This is a genomic window from Tsuneonella amylolytica (assembly GCF_003626915.1).
Classification (GTDB): domain Bacteria; phylum Pseudomonadota; class Alphaproteobacteria; order Sphingomonadales; family Sphingomonadaceae; genus Tsuneonella; species Tsuneonella amylolytica.
Genome location: NZ_CP032570.1, coordinates 463216 through 483018, shown reverse-complemented (window position 1 = coordinate 483018; position 19803 = coordinate 463216). Strand labels below are relative to the sequence as shown.

Genomic DNA, 19803 nt, shown 5'->3' with positions numbered 1-19803 from the left:
CGAGCGGAAGGCATTCGCTTCCCCTACTGCAGCCTCGATAATTTAACGACGCTCGGCTTAACCGAATTTCAAGCCAGTTCGGTCATATGTCGGCCCATGTTAGGGACGATCTCATCACTCCTCGGCGTATTCCTGAAATTGGGAGCGGTTGCTCTCGTGCTGAACGAAGTGCGCGGGCTCGTGCTTGCGGTGCCCGTGCTATACGGAATGTACCAGGCCGGCGGGACTGCTATGGCCATCTGGCTGGGGATCAGTTCGCTGTTGGGGATCGCTGCCTCGGTCGTTGTGCCCCTTGTCGCGGCGAAAGCTGTGCAGCGCAGGCTCGCAAAGCCTGCCTTATCGGCGATCGGGCAGCGGGAGCTGCGTGCCGAACCGTGACGGCGAACGCAATTTTCAGCCAGCTTTGACGAGGCCAGCCCGGCTGAACAAGCGGTGCGCGATCCAGTTTAAGGTATGGTCTCGATTTTGCTGAAGTCGAACCAACCGGTTCGTCATCAGCATTTCGAACCCTTGCAGGTCGCAGGCCCGCCGCCAGGTTTCGTATTCCCGTTTCCGTTTGCGTTGCCGCCGCCCGTAGTTGTGCCCCCGCCGGTTGTCGTGCCACCGCCGGTTGTCGTGCCACCACCGGTTGTCGCACCGCCGCCCGTAGTGGTACCGCCGCCCGTAGTGGTGCCGCCGCCGGTATTCGACCCACCGCCGCCGGAACTGCCATTGCCGTTGTTTGCAACGAGCACGAGACCCCCGGTATCGGCACCCCACGGGTCGGTTCCGGGAGCTCCATCGGTAATCGAAGAAGCCTGACGTTCCACCGCTGCGGTCACGTTTGTTCCGAGTGCCAACGACGCGGCACCCATGCCGACACCGACGACCGCAAGGATCAGCGCATACTCGGCCGCTGACGTGCCTGTTTCATCGCGAAGAAATCGAATAATCATGCGCCTGCCCCTGGTCGAACCCCGTGGAAAGCGACCCGGGTGCTTATTCGCCGTGCAAAATACACTTTGCGCGCGATGTTGCACAGCAGAAAAACGCGGCGAGCAATGCCTAGAATAAACCAGTAATTTCAACGCGAAGCCGGTCAATCTCGGAGGGATTTCCAGCGCAACTCTAACGCCATGGTCTCCAGATCTGCTTGTTACGGTAATTCGAATCACCTCCAGTCATAGAAGTGCGTGCGACCCGAACCGCGTCACCCTCTCATCGCAACGGGTCTCTTGCAGCGCTCACGAAGACGAGGCAGCGTCAAGGAATTGGTCCGTCAGTGTTACGACAAATTCCCGGACACCTTTTCGCCTCCGCTCGTTGACGCTTCGAAGGAGGCGTCATTGCCCGATACGATTTCAGTCAACGGGACCGCGTATCCCGTTCCCGCCGACCCGCGCACGTCGCTGCTCGATTTCCTCCGCCACGATGTCGGCCTGACCGGCACCAAAAAGGGCTGCGACCACGGGCAGTGCGGCGCGTGCACCGTCCTCGTCGACGGCATGCGGATCAACAGCTGTCTCACGCTCGCGGCGATGCACGACGGCGACGAGATCACGACGACCGAAGGGCTGGGCACGCAGGACGACCCGTCCGAACTGCAACAGGCCTTCATCGCGCACGACGGGTATCAGTGCGGCTATTGCACGCCCGGGCAAATCTGTTCGGCGACCGCGATGCTGCAGGAAATCGCCAACGGCTGGCCTAGCGATGCCAGCGAAACCCTGACCGGCACGGTGGAGGCGAGCGGCGAGGAAATCCGCGAACGCATGAGCGGCAACCTGTGTCGTTGCGGCGCCTACGCCAACATCGTCGCCGCCATCCGCGACGTCGCAGCGGAGCAGGGCACATGAGGCCGTTCCAGTTCGAACGCGCGCGCACGATCGAGGATGCCGCGCGGCTGACCGCCGGCGACGGTGCAAAGGCCATCGCGGGCGGGACCAACCTCCTCGATCTGATGAAACTGCAGGTGGAAACGCCCGGCGAACTCGTCGACGTGAACCGCATCGGCTTTGCCGGTATCGACGACACCGACGACGGCGGCCTGCGCATCGGCGCGCTGGCGACCAACACAGCGACCGCAGTGCATGCGCGCGTGCGAGCGGACTATCCCGTTCTCTCCCGCGCGATCCTCGCCGGTGCGACGCAACAACTCCGCAACAAGGCGACCACGGGCGGCAACCTGCTCCAGCGCACGCGGTGCTACTACTTCACCAACATCGACCAGCCCTGCAACAAGCGCGACCCCGGCAGCGGCTGCGGCGCGCTGGACGGCATCGCACGCCTCCACGCTATTCTGGGCACGAGTTCGCAATGCATCGCGACCTACCCCGGCGACATGGCCGTGGCGCTGAGCGCGCTCGACGCCGATGTCGAGATCGCGGGCGAGGGGGGGCGTAGCCGGACGGTCCCGGTCCGCGACTTCCATTGCCTGCCCGGCGATACGCCATGGATAGAGAACGTGCTGGAACGCGGCGAAGTCATCACCGCCGTCACCTTGCCGAAGCCGGTCGGCGGCACACAGATTTATCGCAAGGTGCGCGAACGATCGAGCTACGCATTCGCGCTCGTCTCCGTCGCCGCCGTTATCGAAGTGGCGGACGGCAAGTTCGCGCGCGCCGACCTTGCGTTCGGCGGGCTCGCGCACAAGCCGTGGCACGATCCGCGCATTGCCGACCTGCTTGTAGGCAGTGCGCCGTCGGCTGAGCTGTTCGACCGTGCGGCCGACCTGCTCCTCGAGGGAGCGCAAGGCTACGGCGAGAACGATTTCAAGATACCGCTGGCACGCCGCACAATGCACGCGGTCCTGTCGCAGGCGACGGAGACGGCGGAATGACCGTACATTTCAAGCAGGATAAGCCCGATACCTCCAACCGTCTCGACGGCATGAAGCAGGGTGTCGTGGGCCAGCCGATGCCGCGGGTCGAGGGGCTTGCGAAAGTCACCGGCACCGCGCCCTACGCCGCCGAATACCCGGTCGAGGGGTGCGCCGAAGGGGTCCTCGTGACCGCCACCATCACCCGGGGCGAAGTCGTGTCGATGGACAAGGACGCCGTGCTCGCGATGCCGGGCGTGATCGCGGTGCTCGACGATGCGAAGCTGACGACGCGCGCAGCGCAGGGCACCGCCGACGAGGCGCCGCAGCAGGATCCGGCGACGGTGTGCTACTGGGGCCAGCCGATCGCGCTGGTCGTCGCCGAAACGTTCGAACAGGCGCGCGATGCGGCCAAGCACCTCAAGGTCGAGTACCGCGAGGAGGCAGGCGCCCCGCTCGATCCCGCCGATGCGGAGCCCGAGGAACAGGACGAGGATACCGTTCACCAGGGCGATCTCGCCCACGCGATGGCCGAAGCCGCGCACAGCGTCGACGTGACCTACACCACGAAGGGGCACGCCTCGGCGGCGATGGAGCCGCACGCCTCGATCGCGGAATGGGACGGCACCAAGCTGACCGTCCATGCGTCGCTCCAGATGCTGAACTACAACATCTCCGAACTGGCTGACGCGCTCGACCTCGAGGAGGATCAGATCCGCCTCGTCTCGCGGTTCGTCGGCGGCGGGTTCGGCTCGAAGCTCGGCATCAGCGAGGATGTCGTCGCGGCGTCGGTCGCGGCAATGGAACTCGGACGGCCGGTGCGGGTGGTCCTGAGCCGCCAGCAGGTCTTTCAGTGTATCATGCGCCGTTCGGAAACGAAGCAGCGGCTGCGGCTGGCGGCCGATGCCGACGGCAAGCTGACCGGGTTCGGCCACCACGCGCTGGTCTCGAACCTGCCCGGCGAGGAGTTCGCCGAACCGGTGCTGCAGTCCTCGCACTTCATGTACGGGGGCGAGAACCGCGAACTCATGCTGGAGGTCGCGCGCATCCACCGCATGACCGCAGGCTCCGTGCGCGCGCCCGGCGAAGCGGTGGGGATGCCCGCACTCGAAGCGGCGATGGACATCCTCGCGGAGAAGGCCGGCATCGATCCCGTCGAACTGCGGCTGCGCAACATTCCCGACAAGAACCCGGAAGAAGACCTGCCGTTTTCGTCGCACAAGCTGGCCGAGTGCCTGCGGCAGGGCGCCGAGGCGTTCGGCTGGGACAGCGGCCCGCGCAAACCGCGACAGAGCCGCGACGGCGAATGGTGGGTCGGGACCGGCATGGCGAGCGCCGCGCGCGTGCACAACGTGGAGGAAGCCAAGGCCCGCGTCACGCTGAAGGCCGACGGCACCGCGCTCGTCGAAACCGACATGACCGATATCGGCACCGGCACCTATACCATCCTTGCGCAGATCGCGGGCGAGATGATGGGGCTCGATCCGGCCGACGTGCTCGTCGAACTGGGCGACACGCGCCATCCGCGCGGACCCGGCTCGGGGGGCAGCTGGGGCGCGGCCTCCATCGGCTCGGCAGTCTATGTCGCCTGCACCGCGATCCGCGAAGAGATCGCCGGACGCCTCGACATGGCCGAGAAGGACATGGAACTGCGCGACGGAGCCGTTGCCGGAGGAAAGTCCCTCGTCGAAGTCCTCGAAGGCAAGGACATCGCGAAGGAAGGACACTACGAACCGGGCGATATTACCGACGACTTCACCGCATCGGGCTTCGGCGCGTTCTTCGCCGAGGTGCGCGTCAATCGCTGGACCGGCGAGACGCGCGTCAACCGGATGCTCGGCGCGTTCGGGTTCGGCCGGGTGCTCAATCCGACGACTGCACGATCGCAATGCATCGGCGGCATTACCTGGAGCATCGGCCTAGCACTGACCGAGATGCTGGAATTCGATCCCGTCGATGGCCATCTCGTAAACTGCGACCTGGCGGAGTATCACGTGCCGGTGCATCGCGACGTGCCCGATCTCGACGTGGTGCTGGTCGAAGAACGCGACCCCGCCGCCAGTCCGATCCAGGCCAAGGGGATCGGCGAACTCGGAATGTGCGGCGGCGCGGCGGCCATTGCCAACGCGATCTACAACGCGTGCGGCGCCCGCGTATTCGATTATCCGATGTCGCCCGACCGCGTGTTGGCGGCAATGCCGGAATAATCGTTTTTGCCGATCAAAGGCATAGGAATTCTACGCCCGGGCCCGCGCATTCACTACGGAACGATGCGCGGGTCCGGGCTTTCTTTCAAGTGATCGGCACGGGGCGCGTCCGGCGCTCGCTTGCCCAAGAGACTTCCCCTTAGCAGGAGCATATCATGCCTGAACAATTCGCCTCGGGTGTCGAGGACAACACCGCCAAAAAGATGATCGGTCTTCTGAACGATCGGCTGGCCGACGGCATCGACCTCGCCAACGCGGTCAAGCAGGCGCACTGGAACATCAAGGGGCCGAGCTTCATCGGCATCCACGAGCTGCTCGACGATGTCGCCGACCGGATGCGCGACCATGTCGACACGATAGCCGAACGCTGCGTGATCCTGGGCGGCATCGCCAAGGGCACGACCCAAAACGTCGAGAAGGACAGCTCGCTCAAGGCATACCCGGATTCGATTCACGACCAGAAGGATCACGTCAAGGAATTGACGGAGCGGTTCAAGGACTTCGGCGCCAAGTGCCGCGAGGCGATCGATACCGCTAGCGAAGCGGGCGACGAGGACACGGCGGACCTTTTCACCGGTGTCAGCCGCGCGGTCGACAAGGACGCGTGGTTCATCGGCGCGCATAACGCGAAGTAAGCCCACCATCATGGCCTACCGCCGCGACAGCCCGGTGCTTGCAGGCACCGGGCTGGGACCACTTTCGCTCAAGAACCGTGTCGTCATGGCACCGCTCACGCGGAGCCGGTCCGACAATGCGGGCGTCCCTCCGTCCTTCGCTGCCGAATATTACGCGCAGCGGGCAAGCGCGGGGCTCATCATCAGTGAGGCGACCAATATCTCCCCGCAGGCGGTCGGTTATGCCCTGACGCCGGGCATCTGGTCCGACGAACAGGTTGCGGCCTGGAAGCCGGTGGTCGACGCGGTGCACGACGCCGGCGGCCTCATCTTCCTCCAGCTCTGGCACACGGGGCGCATCTCGCACCCGGATCTTCACGGCGGTGAGCTTCCGGTCGCCCCCTCTGCGATCAAGCCGGAGGGTCAGGCGTTCACGAAGGACGGCATGAAGGACCACGTCACGCCCCGAGCCCTGAAAACCGACGAAATCCCGGCAATCGTCGACGATTACGCAAAGGCCGCCGCCAACGCGAAGGCCGCCGGGTTCGACGGGGTGGAGGTCCATTCGGCCAACAACTACCTGCTCGAACAGTTCGTCCGCGACAGCACCAACCGCCGCGACGATCGCTACGGCGGATCGATCGAGAACCGCCTGCGCTTCCCGCTCGCGGTCGTCGATGCCGTCATAGGCGTTTGGGGCGCGGACCGGGTCGGCATCCGCCTGTCGCCGGCCACCACGCAGCCGGGCGAAACCCCGCTCGACAGCACGGTCATGGAGACATACGGCCGCTACATCGACGAGCTGTCGGTCCGCGGCCTCCTCTACATTCATTGCATCGAGGGCGTGACCCGGGGCGAGCGCGACGATCCCGAGGTCGATTTCGCCGCGCTGCGCAAGCGGTTCGGCGGGGCCTACATCGCGAACAACGGCTACACGCTCGACCTTGCCGAAGAGCACCTGCAAAAGGGCAGCGCGGACCTATTCGCATTCGGCCGCCCGTTCATCGCCAACCCCGATCTCGTCGAGCGGCTGGCGACCGACGCGCCGCTGGCCGATGCGCCGGAGGAATACTGGTACGGCGGCGGCGAGAAGGGTTACACCGACTGGCCGACGATGGCCTGCTGCTGACGCAAGCGAAAGAACGGAACGCCCCACATGACCGAACAGATACTCGTGGGGCGCCTCGCCATCGTGACCGGCGGCGCCTCGGGCATCGGTGCGGCCTGCGTGGAGGCGCTGGCCGAAGCCGGGGCCGACGTGGCGATCTTCTATCACAACGATGCGGACGCGGCGAACGCGCTGAAAGCGAAGGTCGAGAAGGCAGGGCGCCGCGGGTTCGCCGCGGAGGTCGATGTGAGCGACAAGGGTTCGGTCGAAGCCGGCTTCAATGGTGCGGTCGAAGCACTCGGCACGGCGGACATCCTCGTCAATTCGGCTGGCCTCAACATGTCGGGCGTCCACGTCGCTGACATGGAACTGGCGCAGTGGGAGAAGCTGCTCGGCGCCGATCTTACCGGCTCGTTCCTCACCTGCCGCCGGTTCGTGCGCAACCTGAAGGGAACCGGGCGGCCCGCCGCGATCGTCAACATCACCTCGATCCATTCGTTCGCGATGCGCGCGGGCGGGGCGGACTACGATGCGGCGAAGGGCGGACAGGTCAACCTCACGCGCACTCTGGCGATCGAAGTGGCGGGCGACGGTATCACGGTGAACGCGATCGCGCCGGGCATGATTCTTACGCCCATGAACGAAAAGGCGATGCAAGACGAAGCCTACCGCGCGAAGCTGGAGGCGAACATCCCGGCCGGCCGCGCGGGCAAGCCCTCTGAGGTGGCCGCGCTCGCCGTCTATCTCGCTTCGCCGGCGGGGGCCTACATCACCGGGGCCGAGATCGTGATCGATGGCGGCCTGTCGCTTATCCAGGCGACCGGCGCATGAGCGACCCGCTGTTCGAGGTCCTCGAGATCGTGGACCTGGAGATCGACGGGCCCATCAATCGCGACAACCGCGAACTGATGAGCCCCTACGTCTGGCGCGACGGAGAGATGTGGCGCCTGCTGCTCCGCGCGGTCCCGGACGGGATGGAGCCCACCGGGCGCATCTGGTGCGGGGAGAGCACCGACGGAATCCGTTTCACCATGGCCGACGAACCGGCGCTCGCGCCCAGCATAGAGCATCTCGACATCGGCGGATGCGAGGACCCGACGCTGATCGAGCACGGCGAGCGGCTGGTGGTGTTCTACACCGGCGTGGACCGAAGCGGCGCTGCCGAGATGCTGTGGGCATCCGGCCCCGATGCCGCCAGCCTCGAAAAGCACGGCGTCGCCTACAGTTGCTCCAAGACGGAAAAGAACACCAAGGAAGCCAGCGTCGAGATCGGCGACGACGGCGTCTGGCGGCTCTTCTTCGAATATTCGCGCGACGACCGGTCGTGGATCGGCCTCACCTTCGGACCTTCGCCCACCGGTCCGTGGGACGACCGGCCCGACCCGATCGAACCGCGCCCGAACAAATGGGACTGCTACCACCTGTCGACCGGCCCGCTGCTGCGCGAGGACGACACGGTCATCATGTTCTACAACGGGTCGACCGAGGACGCCCGCTGGTCGATCGGCTGGGCGCGGTTCAAGCGCGACTGCCGGACGTTGATCGAACGCTGCGACGAACCCCTGATAACGCCCGACGATCGCGACGACGACGGCGACGAGGAAGCCCCGGAGGACCGCGCCATCGCCTTCGCCAACTCCCTCATCGTGGATGGCGACCTCATCTACCTCTATTATTCGCACAACGACCGGGTGCCCTGCCGGGCGACGCTCCGCCGCCGCCGCGGCTGAGCCGCTTCAGCCGGCGAGGAAGCGGTCGGCGGTGCGCAGCGACAGCGCCATGATCGTCAGCGCCGGATTGGCCGCAAGCGCGCTCGGGAAGACCGAGTTGTCGCAGACGTAGAGGTTCGGCACATCGTAGCTGCGCCCATGCGGATCGACCACGGCACCGTCGCTGTCCGCCCCCATGCGGCAGGTCCCGATCGTGTGGGCGGAGCGCTGAACCGAGAATACATCTCTGGCCCCTGCGGCTTCCCAGATCGCGCTCATTCGGGCGATCGCGTGGCGGTCCATCGCCTTTTCATTCGCATCATAAGAAAAATCGACGCGCGCGCGCTTCATACCGACCGCGTCGGTTTCGTCGGCGAGCGTGAGGCGGTTGGCGTCGCTCGGCAGGCATTCGCCGTACGCGCCGCGATCAACGTGGCGAGCTTGCCGCCCATGCTGTGCCCGGCGATCATCCAGTTCGCCGGATCGCACGCGCGGATTTCGTCCGCCAGCCAGTCCGCCATCTCCTCGACAGACCGGCGCGGATCGCCCGCTGCATCCCCGAAGCCGGGAATGTCGAGCGCGTGGCACTCGAACGCATCGCCCAGTTCCGCGACGACCCGATCCCATTCCCGGCTCGACATTCCAAGCGCGTGGAGGAGGAACAGCGCCGGCCGGCCTATCGGCTCCATCCGGCTTCTTTCTCCAGCGCCTCAAGGTACGACACACAGCTTGCCCCCGTGACGAACGACGACGGCATCCTTACCGTCGATCTCGATCCCCATCGGCTTTCCATCTTCGAGGTCGGCGACGGAAAACGTGGCCAGGAAGGAATTGTCGATCATCTTGGAGGCTTCCGGAAAGATAAGGCGATTCACATTCGTCAAGCCAAGCTGCCCGCGCCTGCGACGGTTCCCGTTGTTTGGCGAGAACGCGCAAGCGGTCGGAGCGTTGGGCACTCAATCCGTTCTTTACTCGAGGTCGCCCGCATGACCGACTTGCGCTTACGCTATGGCGTCAGCCAGTTCACCACCAAGCCGTGGTCGTTCGACGAGGATGTCGAGCGGTATGCCGCCCTCGGCGTCGATGCGATCGAAGTCGTGGAGGACAAGCTCGACGCCGACCGGTGGGAGGAGCAGATGGCCGCGATTGCCGCCGCTGGCCTCGCGATCAGCGGCGTGCAGCCGAGCGTGCGGACCTTCTTCGACAGCCGCATGGTGCCCGAACCGAAGGGCGTCGCCGCGCGCACCGCGCGCCTGCGCGGGTCGATCGAGCGGTTGGGCCCGTACGCGCAGGGCGCGCCGTTCTTCACCAACACCGGCGCGCATCCGGGCGGCGACATGGCGGAAGCGATCGCGGTCGTCGGAGACGCGCTCGGCGAACTGGCCAGCGTGGCTGCCGACAATGGCGTCGAACTCGCGATCGAGCCGCTCCATCCCGTGTCGCTCAACGTCGAGAGCGCGATCTGGACGATCGACCAGGGGCTGGAGATCGTCGATCGCGCGAACAGCGACCGGGTGGGCCGATGCCTCGATTACTGGAACGTCTGGCAATCGCCCGACGTCCTCGCCGCAATCGCGCGGGCTGCGGGTCGCATCCTCTCGGTCCAGGCCAGCGACTGGCGCACCCCGCGCTCTTTCGCCGACCGTATCGTCCCCGGCGACGGGGAGATTCCGCTCGCCGAACTCGTCGCTGCCACCCGCGCTGCCGGCTACGACCGGCCCTACGTGCTGGAAATCTTTTCGGAGGACGTCGAGGATTCGCTCTACGACGGCGATATCGCATCGGTCGTAACCCGGAGTCGCGAAGGTCTGGCGGCTGCGTGGAATGAGGGCGCCAGAGCTGCTTTCGGGGAACGCGGCAGGCGGTGATGCCGTTCGGGACCGAGCAGGGGAGATCGATCGCATGACCAACGACGGTGCCGAAGGCGTTCTGGAAACCCGCATCGGCCGGCATATCAACCTCACCTATTCCGAACGCGACGCGCTGCGCTGGCTGGAACGCCGCGAGCGACGGTTCGAGGCAGGCGAGATCGTCGTTCGCGAGGGCGACTTCGCCGATTGCCTGCACATCGTGGCGGCGGGCTGGCTGCACGGATCGAACGACCTGCCCGCCGGCGCGCGGCAGATCCTGCGGTTCTATTTCAAGGGCGACATCGTCACCACGTCCGCGATCGTGTGGGGCTACAGTTCCGCCACGCTGACGGCGGTGAGTGCGTGCCGGCTCTACGAGTTGCCGCGCGATGCGCTGGCCCGCCTGTTCCGCGATTTTCCGCGGCTGGCGGCAGTTCTCTACGGCATCAGTGCGGCGGAACAGGTCGCGATGGCTGACCGGGTGGCCTCGCTTGGGCGGACGGATGGGCTCACGCGCGTGGCGACCTTGCTGCTCGACATTCGTTCGCGCCTGCGGCTGATCGACGGGGCGCCCAACACCGCCTTCGAACTGCCGCTGACCCAACAGGATCTCGGCGATGCGGTCGGGCTCACAAAGACCCACGTCAACCGAACCTTGCGCCAGATGGAGGCGGACGGCTGGATCGAGCGGGAGGGTCGCCTCATCCGGCTGCTCGATGCCGATGCGCTCGCGCAGCGGATCGAGTTCAAGGACCGCCACATCATCGCCATCGACTGGCTGCCTCCGGTTAAGATGGCGCTCGAGAATGTGACATAGGTCACTTGGCGGCCGGTAAGCGGCGAACATACGTTATCGGTCGAAGGGTTTATTTTGCCCACGAAGCGCCCGTTCGATCGCGCGTCCTGCTTTCGTTCCTAAGGCCATCGCGGAGTCAACGGGCTCCGGGATGCAGCAAGGCACATCGAATGGCAGAGAAACTGGGCGTCGCCGTGATCGGTGCGGGCGGGGCGGTCGCGACGACCGCGATCGCCGGGATCGAGATGATCAAGGCCGGATCGAACAGCTTCGCCGGCCTGCCGCTCGCCGACCGCGATGTCGCCGGCATGGCGGCCTACCGCGACATCGAGTTCGGCGGCTGGGACCTGTCGGGCGACGATCTCGGCACCTGCGCGCTGCGCCACGGCGTTCTCGGCGACGCGGAACTCGCCGACGGGGCGAGCGCATTGAAGGGCATGCGCGCATGGCCGGCGGTCGGCAGCACCGCGCACTGCGCCAACATCGACGGCAACAACCGCATGGCCGACGGACACCGCGCCGCAATCGCCCAGATCAAGTCCGATCTCGACCGCTTCAAGGAGGAGCGCGGGCTGGAACGCGTCGTCGTCCTCAACCTCGCCTCGACCGAGAAGATGCCCGACGCCGACGCCGCGAGCCTGGCCTCGCTCGACGCGTTCGAGAGCGGGCTGGATGCCAACGACCCAGCCATCAGCCCGGCGATGCTCTATGCCTACGCCTCGATCGATTCGGGCACGCCCTATGCGAACTTCACCCCGTCGGTCGCCGCCGACGCGGCCCCGCTGGCGGCGCTCGCGGCGACACGCAACGTGCCTGTCGCCGGCAAGGACGGGAAGACCGGACAGACGTTCCTGAAGACCGTGATCGCCCCGGCGCTGCGCGACCGGTCGCTGCATGTCGACGGCTGGTTCTCCACCAATATCCTCGGCAATTCCGACGGGCTCGCGCTCGACGATCCCAAGTCGCTCGCCTCCAAGCTCGGGACGAAGGGCAGCGTGCTCGACGATATCCTCGGTTACGAGGTGAAGAACCACATCATCATGATCCATTATTACCCGCCCCGCGGCGACGACAAGGAGGCGTGGGACAACGTCGATCTGACCGGGTTCCTCGGCCAGACGATGCAGCTCAAGCTGAATTTCCTGTGCAAGGACTCGATCCTGGCCGCGCCGCTGGCGATCGAGATCGCCCGCTGCCTCGACCTTGCCGACAGGCGGGGCGAGGGCGGGGTGCGCGAGGAACTGAGCGTGTTCTTCAAGGCGCCGCAGACCGCCGGCGGAGCGCCCGAGCACGCCTTCGACCGCCAGCAGGCCATGCTCGACGGGTGGCTGGCGCAGGGACGCGCCTGACATGCCGCTGACCGGCGCTCCGTTGCCGCTGCTGCGGGAACTGGGCGACCTCAAGCGGGTGCGGTCGGCGGGGCGCGACGGCTCGATCGCGACGCGCCTGTTCGAGGCCGCGTGGGCGGCGTGGCTGGCAGACGCCGACTTCGGGGAAACGGCATGGCGCGCGATGGCCGCCGCCGTGGCGGCCGCGCGTATGGGCGATCTCGATCACCGCAAGCTCGTGGAGCTCGGTCTTTCGCCTGGCGAGGCAACCGCGACGCTCGCGCGGGCGGTGGACGAGGTGGCCGATGCGCTCGACACCGGGCTCGTCGCTGGACTGAAGGCCGCGCTCGGCAACCCGCTGGACGAAGCGGAAAGCATCCCCGCGCCGATCGCGGCGCTGCGAGACCAGCCGCGTGCGGGCGTGACCGCGCCGGGCCGGCCGCGCATCATGCTGCAGCCCGAGGAGAACCACGCCGAGCACAGCTTCGTGGTCGCCGTTTACGCGGGGCTTCTCGCCCCCGCCTACGATGCGGACCCTGCGACGGCTTTCTGGCACGGGATGATTCACCACCTGCACAGTGCCGCCATGCCCGATGCCGGCTATTCGGGCGAAGTGCTGCTGGGCGAGCGGCTGGGCCACGTGATCGAGCGCGCGCGCATGCTGGCGCTCGCCGCCTTGCCCGATGTCCAAGCGGCCGAATGCCGCCACCACCTCTGCGCGATCGAGGGGACGCGGACGCCTGCCGCTCAGGCGTTCCACGCCGCCGACGTGATCGACCGCGTGCTCGAGATCGAACAGCATCTCAAGCGCGGCGCGGTGACGATGGACACCGTGCTCGGCCAGTACGGACTGGTCCACGACGGTCCGGTGAAGGCGTTCCACGATGCGGTGCTGGCCGAGGTCGGCCTCCCGTGAAGACGCCAGCCGCCTGGCACTCCCCCATTTCCGGCAAGCGGCTGGTGCCTGATACGCCCCATTCGCTCGGCGACGGAGAGGGGGAGCGTTGGCCGGTGGTCGACGGCATCGCCTACCTCCGCACCGGGCGCGGCTGGCTGGTCGCCGAAGCGCTCGCCTTGCTCGACGACGGGGACGGCGATGGAGCACTGGTCGCGTTGTTGGCCGACCAGGATCCGTGGTGGAAAGGCGCGCAGACCGATCGGGACGAACTGCGCCGCCTGGTTGCCGAACGCGACTCGCTGACCTTGCGCGAGGCGATGGGGCTGCTGCGCTTCGGCGCGGTCGCGGACTACTTCGCGCATCGCTGGAGCGATCCGACGTATCTCGCCGGGCTGGCGCTGCTGGAAGCGCACTGGACCGCGCCCGAAACCGCGTTCGAACTGGCCGGCGGGATCGGTCATTACGCCCGTGCGCTGGGCGAGCGCGGCGTGCGTTGCACGTCGGCGGACATCGTGTTTGCGAAGTGCTGGCTGGCCCGCCACTGGGTCGCGCCCGACGCCGAATACGCGGTGTTCGACGCGGGCGACCTGTGGCCCATCGGGGATCGCCGGTTCGATCTCGTCCACTGCCAGGATGCGTTCTATTTCCTGCCCTCGCAGGAGGAGGTCGCCGACCGGTTGCGGTCCGCCGTCGGCGTGGCCGGGACGCTCGCCGTCGGGCATCTCCACAACGCGGACGTTGCTGGCGGCGCGATGGGCCCCGCGCGCACCGCAGGGGAATGGCAGGCGCTGTTTCCGCAGGCGCATGTCTACGACGAGCGCGCCCTGCGGCGCGCGCTGCTGCGATCGGACACGCCCGTGCCATGCGACTGGGAGCGTTCGCCCGCAGTCGAAGCCTGGGCAATCGCCGAAACCTGCCAGCCGGCCCGCGCAATGGCGGCGGGGGTCTCCGTTCCGCCCGGGAGTGCGCGTCTCGTCGCCAATCCACTCATCGGGCCGCACGGCCCCGTGTGGCCGTCGCCGCGCTACGAGGCGGAGTACGGGCCCGAGGCGACGTGGACCGATCCCGCCAGCCCGTTCCCGCCCGAGCGCGACCGGCGGCGCGTCGCCCTGCCGGAGCGGTGGTGATGCGCTGGGGTATCGCCGGGTTCGGGTGGGTCGCCCGCGACTTCGTGGCGCCGGCCATTAGGGCGGCAGGCCACCACCTCCTCGCCGTTGCCGATCCGTCGGTCGATGCGCGGGCAGCCGCGAACGCGTTCGGCGCGTTCGCGTTCGAGGATTACGCGCGGCTCCTGTCCAGCGTCAATATCGACGCGCTCTACGTGGCGACCCCCAATCACCTCCATGCCCCGCCGGCGATCGCCGCGCTCGAGGCGGGCATTCCGGTGTTGTGCGAGAAGCCGATGGCCGCCCGGCTGGACGATGCGGAAGCGATCGCGGCTGCGGCCGAAGCGACCGGTACACTTTATGCCACCGCCTTCGATCAGCGGCATCATCCGGCGCATCGCCGCATGGCCGACCTGATCGGTGACGGGGCCATCGGCCGCCCGGTAGCGGTGCGCATCGTCTATGCGTGCTGGGTCGATCCGTTGTTCGCGCCCGCGCCGGGCCACGCCAACTGGCGCATTCGCGAGGAGGAGGCGGGCGGCGGGGCGACGATCGATCTCGCGCTTCACGGACTCGATCTGTCGCAGATGCTGCTGGGCGAACCCCTCGAGGACCTGTCGATCGTGCTGCAGCGGCGCATCCACGACTATGCGGTCGACGACGGCGGCGCGCTGGCCGGACGGTTCGCGGGCGGGGCCCTGCTGACGCAGCACGTCGCCTACAACTGTGCAGAGACGCTTCCCCGCCGTCGGTTGGAAGTACTGGGCGAAACGGGCCTTCTCACGGCGCTCGACACAATGGGCCAGACCGCCGGGGGCCAGCTCACCCTTCAGCGTGACGGCGGACCGGCAGAACCGGCCGCCTTCGATGACGCGCAGAGCCCGTTCGCAGCACAGGTCGCCGCCTTCGCGGACGCCGTCGGGGGCGCTTCGCACGATTTTTCCCACCGCCGCGACATCGCGCTGATGCGCCTTTTCGATGCTGCCCACGCAAAGGCCCGGCAATGCCTCTGACCCATTACGCCTGTGCCAACTGCGGGTTCTGGCAGGAGCATTTCGCGCCGCCCGACTGCCCGGTCTGCACCGATGTGCGCAACGACCTGCCGCCCGACGGCTGGCATTTCCTGCCGGAAAGCGAAGTCGCCGCGACCCACGAAGGGGACGCGCGACAGATCGCCGACGATCTGTGGGCCTTCACCACCACGCCGCATCTCGGCCTCGGCGGGACCGGTTGGCTCATCGTCCGACCCGAAGGCAACATCGCCTTCGAAGCGGCGCCGTATTACAGCGAGGCGATGCTGGCGCGGATAGGGGCGCTGGGCGGTATCGCCAGCCTCGCGGCGAGCCACCCGCACGGCTACGGCGCGCTGTTCCAGCTCCAGCGCGCCTTCGCGCCGCCGGTGGTGGCGATCCAGCGAGAGGACCTCGCCTACACCAAGGCGTTCCGCGTCACCGCGCCGTTCGACGATACGCTTGCGCTCACAGGCGATGTCGTGCTGCACCACGTCGGCGGCCACTACGCCGGGCAGGCCGCGCTCCACGATGCCCGCGGGCGGCGACTGTTCTGCGGCGACATGTTCAAGATCGACCAGGATGCGGACGGCCGTTCGACCCACGTCTCGAGCCACAAGGCCTTCCACCGCAACATCCCCCTCACCCACCGCGAGCTACAGACCTACCGCGACGCGGTCGCGCCGCTCGATTTCGAGGCCGTGCTGACCCCCTTAGAATACGCCCCCGGCATCGACACCGCCAAGGCGCTGGCGGTGCTCGACGCCGCGCTCGCCGTCCCGCCGCAAGTGACGAGGTATCCGCTATGACCGCCCGCCTGCCTTCGGGCATGCTCCCGACCGACCTGCCCGACGCGGCGCGCGCCTATCTCGATGCGTTTCCCGCCGGCGAGATCGTCGCCTTTCCGATCGATCCGATCGACCGGATCGGCATACCGGTCTGGATCGTGGCGCTGTTTCCCGATGGCGAGCGGGCCTTGCGCGGCGTCATGCCTTACGGTGTCGGCTACGGCGCGGATGCCGGGCAGGCGATCCTCGGCGCAATGGGCGAGATCGCCGAGATGGCGTTTCCCGCGCTGTCGCTGTCGCTGCGCAAGAAGACCCGCGCGTCCTACGCCGACCTCGTCGCATCGCTGGGGCCGCGCGCGGTCGCCGATCCGCTGACGCTGTGCCTGCCGGCGGGAAGCCCGGTGGGCCGCGATACCGTGCTGGAATGGGTGGAGGCGGTGCGCCATGCCGACGGTTCGGCGGTGCTCGTGCCGATCGATCTTGCCGCCTACAACCGGTCCGAGCTGTCGGACGGCTACGTGCCGTTCACGACGATCATCTCGAACGGGATGGGCGCGGGGCCGGACATCGACTGGGGGGTCGGCCACGGCCTGTGCGAAATCCTCCAGCGCGACGGCAACGGCCTACTGTTCCGCGCGCTCGACCGCGGTGTCGCGCTCGATCTTCCGGCCGATCTTCCGTCTTCCATCGCGGACCTCCTGGCCCGTTACGAAGGCGGCGGGCGTGCGCCCCATCCCGAAATTCGCGACCGACGAGTTCGGCATCGCCAATCTCTACTGCGTCGGCATCGACGAACGCGGCGAACCGGCCGAACCCATCATGGTTTCGGCGTGCGGCGAGGCGGCGCATCCCGATGCCTGGGCAGCGCTGGAAAAGGCGCTGACCGAATACGCCGCCAGCCGATCGCGCAAGGCGTATGCCCACGGCGACGACGCACGCACCCGGGCGCTGAGCCCCGCCGGTTACGTGGACCGCTTCCTCGCCGAAAGCGGCGGTGCGGCGAAGAGCAGCGACACCCGTGCGCTCGCCGCGATGATCGACTGGCAGTCGCGCGACGCGGCGACCATTCGCGGATGGCTGGCCCCCAACATGCTGTCGGAGCGCACCCGCAAACCGTTCTCCGAGCTTCCGCACACGCCGTGCCCCGGCGCGCGCGACCGCGGGCGCATCGCGCTCGACCGGGTCGCGGCGGCGGGGTTCGACGTTCTCTACGTCGACATGACCCCGCCGGGCTGCCCGGTCTCCACGGTCAAGTTGATCGTGCCGGGCATGGAGGTCGAGACGATGAGCTATGGCCGGATCGGCGAGCGCGGGGTCGCCAAGCTCATGGCGATGGACAGTCCGCTGATCCGCTTCGGCGAAGCGCGCGAGGGGCTGGAGCCGGTGCGGGTGACCGAAGCGGCAATGGAAAGGCTGGGCGGCCGGCCGCTGTTCGACATGGCCAGGGCGCGCGAAATCGTGGGGCCGCTCTATCCGCTCTACCGCGAGCCCGAGGCGCATCACGCCGCCGCTGCCGCCGAAGCACGGCCAAGCGCGTGAGCCTGCGTTACGCTTACAACACCAACGGCGCAGCCAACCACCGGCTGGACGATGCGCTGCGGCTGATGGCCGACAGCGGGTATGTCGGGGCGGCGATCACGCTCGACCATCACCATTGCGATCCCTTCGCCCCCGACTGGCGCGGCGAGGCCGAGCGGATCGGCCGCCTGCTCGACGACCTCGGAATGGGAGCCATTGTGGAGACGGGGGCGCGCTACCTGCTCGATCCCCGGGCCAAGCACGAACCGACGCTGATCTCGCCCGAGGCGGACGGGCGCGACCGCCGCGTGGCCTTCCTCGCCCGGGCGTGCGAAATCGCTGCAATCTGGCGTGCGGACGCGGTCAGCTTCTGGGCGGGCGTGCCGCGCCCCGGGGTGGGGGATGCGGCGGTGCGCGGCTGGCTCGACGAGGGTCTTGCCCGCGTGCTCGACCACGCCAAGGCGGCGGGCGTCGTCGCCGCGTTCGAGCCGGAACCCGGCATGCTGATCGAAACCTGCGGCGAGTGGGAAGCGCTTCGGGCCCGTCACCCCCGGCTGCGTCTTGCGCTCGATACCGGGCACTGCATCGTCAGCGGCGACATCGACCCGGCGGACGCGGTGCGGCGATACGCCGACCACCTGGGCACCGTCGCGATCGAGGACATGGCGCGCGGCGTCCACGTCCATCTGCCCTTCGGCGAAGGCGACATGGACGTGCCGGCGATCCTTCTGGCGTTGCGGGAGGTCGGCTACGACCGGCTCGTATCGGTCGAACTCTCGCGCGAGAGCCCGCGCGCGCATCTCGCCATTCCCGAAAGCATCGCCTGGCTGCGTGTCCGCGAGGGCGGGGCGGAGCGGCGCGCATGAGGATATGCTTCGTCAGCCGGCGGTTCTTTCCGGCGATCAGCGGCATGTCGATCTACGCCGCGAACCTTCTGCGCGAACTCGTCGCGCTGGGCCACGACGTCACGATGATCAGCCAGTACCGCGGCGATGCATTCGGACGCGGCGTCTACGGCGGGGGCCCGCCGCCCGATGTGCCCGGCGTGCGCGTCGTCGGGATGGAGCAGATCGGCGAGCAGGACGGCGGGGATTTCGAGCGCGACATCAACACGCTCGTCGCCAGGATCGAGGCAGAGCACGACGCGGCGCCGTTCGACGTGCTGCACGCGCAATACGGCTATCCCACGGGCTGGGCGACGGTGATCGCCGGCCGGCGGCTCGGCCTGCCGGTGGTCGTGTCGATCCAGGGCGGGGACGGGCATTGGGTCGGCTCGTGCTGCGAAACCCACCGTCTCGCGATGGTGCGCGTGCTCGACCATGCCGACGCGGTGCTGATCGGCGGGGCGAGCTTCGCCGAGGAAGTCCACGAACGGCTCGGCACGCCGATGGAGCGGTTCACCATCGTGCCCGGGGCGGTCGATACCGCGCGCTTCACGCCCGGCGGTCGCTTGCCAGACGGACCCTCGCCGATCCTCTACCACGGCCGGGTCGACCGGCGGAAAGGCGTGCTCGATTTCGTCGCCGCCTGCGCGCGCCTGTCGGGCGAGTGGCGCTCGACGATCTCGGGCATCGGACCCGATCTCGAGCCGGCGCGGCAGGCGGTCGCGGATGCCGGGCTGAAAGGCCGCATCGCGCTCACCGGTTATGCCGAATACGCCGACGTCCCCGCGATCTACCGCAGGCACGCGATCTTCGCCTCGCCGACTTATGCCGAGGGATTCTCGAACACGATCCTGGAGGCGATGGCCTCGGGGCTTGCCGTGGTGTCCTGTCACGCGGTCGGGGTGTCGGACTGTGTGCGCGACGGCGAGAACGGGCTGCTCGTCCAGCCCGGCCATATCGGCGCGCAGGCCGCCGCGCTCCAGCGCCTGATCGACGATCCGGCGGAGCGCCGGCGGCTTGCCGATGCGGCGCTCGCCGAATGCCGCGCGACTTACGGCTGGGACATCGTCGCGCGGCAGATCGCCGGGATTTACGCTGCCGTCGAGTCCGGGGGAGGGCCGGCGCCGTTCGAGACGAACCTGCCGCTCGACCCCGCCTGCCGTTTCCGCGCCGAACCGCACCTGCTGTGA

Annotated in this window: 22 protein-coding genes and 1 pseudogene; 19 read left to right on the top strand and 4 right to left on the bottom strand. The window is 67.8% G+C overall.

Features of this window, described 5'->3' with window-relative positions:
* The first annotated feature begins 96 nt into the window (after positions 1-96).
* Complete coding sequence (locus D4766_RS02395) at positions 97-378, top strand: hypothetical protein (RefSeq protein ID WP_120716007.1); 282 nt, start codon at positions 97-99, stop codon at positions 376-378.
* Between the two features lie 116 nt (positions 379-494).
* On the opposite strand, the gene D4766_RS13680 is transcribed toward D4766_RS02395, so the two are convergent.
* On the bottom strand, positions 495-935 hold the full coding sequence (locus D4766_RS13680) for a Flp family type IVb pilin (RefSeq protein WP_162935591.1): 441 nt from the start codon (positions 933-935) through the stop codon (positions 495-497).
* A gap of 390 nt (positions 936-1325) precedes the next feature.
* On the opposite strand from D4766_RS13680, the gene D4766_RS02385 reads away from it, so the two are divergent.
* The 7 genes from D4766_RS02385 to D4766_RS02355 all read left to right on the top strand — a co-directional run bounded on the left by D4766_RS02385 (position 1326) and on the right by D4766_RS02355 (position 8456).
* A complete protein-coding gene (locus D4766_RS02385) occupies positions 1326-1835 on the top strand; it encodes a 2Fe-2S iron-sulfur cluster-binding protein (RefSeq protein WP_120716005.1) in 510 nt (169 codons plus the stop codon).
* Entirely contained in the window at positions 1832-2818 is a 987-nt protein-coding gene (locus D4766_RS02380; RefSeq protein WP_120716004.1) for an FAD binding domain-containing protein, read from the top strand. The genes D4766_RS02385 and D4766_RS02380 overlap by 4 nt, the downstream gene beginning before the upstream one ends.
* The gene (locus tag D4766_RS02375; RefSeq protein WP_120716003.1) at positions 2815-5004 is read left to right on the top strand and encodes a molybdopterin cofactor-binding domain-containing protein; all 2190 of its coding nucleotides are present in this window, start codon (positions 2815-2817) and stop codon (positions 5002-5004) included. The genes D4766_RS02380 and D4766_RS02375 overlap by 4 nt, the downstream gene beginning before the upstream one ends.
* 155 nt (positions 5005-5159) lie before the next feature.
* Positions 5160-5639: a DNA starvation/stationary phase protection protein Dps gene (gene dps / locus D4766_RS02370; RefSeq protein ID WP_120716002.1), complete on the top strand. Its 480-nt coding sequence runs from the start codon at positions 5160-5162 to the stop codon at positions 5637-5639.
* A gap of 10 nt (positions 5640-5649) precedes the next feature.
* Positions 5650-6747 carry an alkene reductase gene (locus D4766_RS02365; protein WP_120716001.1) on the top strand — a complete coding sequence of 366 codons (1098 nt, stop codon included), beginning with the start codon at positions 5650-5652 and terminating at the stop codon, positions 6745-6747.
* A gap of 27 nt (positions 6748-6774) precedes the next feature.
* Complete coding sequence (locus tag D4766_RS02360; protein WP_120716000.1) at positions 6775-7557, top strand: SDR family NAD(P)-dependent oxidoreductase; 783 nt, start codon at positions 6775-6777, stop codon at positions 7555-7557.
* On the top strand, positions 7554-8456 hold the full coding sequence (locus D4766_RS02355) for a glycoside hydrolase family 130 protein (RefSeq protein WP_120715999.1): 903 nt from the start codon (positions 7554-7556) through the stop codon (positions 8454-8456). Before D4766_RS02360 ends, D4766_RS02355 begins: the two co-directional genes overlap by 4 nt.
* Positions 8457-8462: 6 nt before the next feature.
* On the opposite strand, the gene D4766_RS02350 is transcribed toward D4766_RS02355, so the two are convergent.
* The 3 genes from D4766_RS02350 to D4766_RS14095 are packed head-to-tail and all read right to left on the bottom strand — an operon-like array spanning position 8463 to position 9277.
* A complete protein-coding gene (locus D4766_RS02350) occupies positions 8463-8786 on the bottom strand; it encodes a GMC family oxidoreductase (protein WP_234024862.1) in 324 nt (107 codons plus the stop codon).
* Positions 8783-9124 (bottom strand): alpha/beta fold hydrolase, encoded by a 342-nt coding sequence (locus D4766_RS02345; RefSeq protein ID WP_120718007.1) that lies wholly within the window; start codon positions 9122-9124, stop codon positions 8783-8785. The genes D4766_RS02350 and D4766_RS02345 overlap by 4 nt, the downstream gene beginning before the upstream one ends.
* 21 nt (positions 9125-9145) lie before the next feature.
* Positions 9146-9277, bottom strand: a complete 132-nt coding sequence (locus D4766_RS14095; protein WP_267896436.1) for a Rieske (2Fe-2S) protein — start codon at positions 9275-9277, stop codon at positions 9146-9148.
* A gap of 144 nt (positions 9278-9421) precedes the next feature.
* Here D4766_RS14095 and D4766_RS02340 point away from each other — a divergent pair, with 144 nt between their 5' ends.
* The 11 genes and pseudogenes from D4766_RS02340 to D4766_RS02295 all read left to right on the top strand — a co-directional run bounded on the left by D4766_RS02340 (position 9422) and on the right by D4766_RS02295 (position 19803).
* The gene (locus D4766_RS02340; protein ID WP_120715998.1) at positions 9422-10303 is read left to right on the top strand and encodes a sugar phosphate isomerase/epimerase family protein; all 882 of its coding nucleotides are present in this window, start codon (positions 9422-9424) and stop codon (positions 10301-10303) included.
* 34 nt (positions 10304-10337) lie between these two features.
* Complete coding sequence (locus D4766_RS02335; protein ID WP_162935627.1) at positions 10338-11102, top strand: Crp/Fnr family transcriptional regulator; 765 nt, start codon at positions 10338-10340, stop codon at positions 11100-11102.
* A 149-nt stretch (positions 11103-11251) separates the two neighbouring features.
* Positions 11252-12430: an inositol-3-phosphate synthase gene (locus D4766_RS02330; protein WP_120715996.1), complete on the top strand. Its 1179-nt coding sequence runs from the start codon at positions 11252-11254 to the stop codon at positions 12428-12430.
* Position 12431: 1 nt separating this feature from the next.
* Positions 12432-13325 (top strand): HD domain-containing protein, encoded by an 894-nt coding sequence (locus D4766_RS02325; protein ID WP_120715995.1) that lies wholly within the window; start codon positions 12432-12434, stop codon positions 13323-13325.
* Entirely contained in the window at positions 13322-14434 is a 1113-nt protein-coding gene (locus D4766_RS02320; RefSeq protein WP_120715994.1) for a class I SAM-dependent methyltransferase, read from the top strand. Before D4766_RS02325 ends, D4766_RS02320 begins: the two co-directional genes overlap by 4 nt.
* Entirely contained in the window at positions 14434-15426 is a 993-nt protein-coding gene (locus D4766_RS02315) for a Gfo/Idh/MocA family protein (protein WP_120715993.1), read from the top strand. The genes D4766_RS02320 and D4766_RS02315 overlap by 1 nt, the downstream gene beginning before the upstream one ends.
* Complete coding sequence (locus D4766_RS02310) at positions 15417-16232, top strand: hypothetical protein (RefSeq protein ID WP_120715992.1); 816 nt, start codon at positions 15417-15419, stop codon at positions 16230-16232. The genes D4766_RS02315 and D4766_RS02310 overlap by 10 nt, the downstream gene beginning before the upstream one ends.
* Positions 16229-16876 (top strand): annotated as a pseudogene (locus D4766_RS14130) (YcaO-like family protein); the annotation flags it as partial. The gene D4766_RS02310 and the pseudogene D4766_RS14130, both read left to right, overlap by 4 nt.
* Before the next feature lie 58 nt (positions 16877-16934).
* Positions 16935-17750, top strand: coding sequence for a YcaO-like family protein (locus D4766_RS13965; protein WP_234024861.1), 816 nt, complete (start codon positions 16935-16937; stop codon positions 17748-17750).
* The gene (locus tag D4766_RS02300; RefSeq protein ID WP_120715991.1) at positions 17747-18595 is read left to right on the top strand and encodes a sugar phosphate isomerase/epimerase family protein; all 849 of its coding nucleotides are present in this window, start codon (positions 17747-17749) and stop codon (positions 18593-18595) included. The genes D4766_RS13965 and D4766_RS02300 overlap by 4 nt, the downstream gene beginning before the upstream one ends.
* Entirely contained in the window at positions 18592-19803 is a 1212-nt protein-coding gene (locus D4766_RS02295; RefSeq protein WP_120715990.1) for a glycosyltransferase family 4 protein, read from the top strand. Before D4766_RS02300 ends, D4766_RS02295 begins: the two co-directional genes overlap by 4 nt.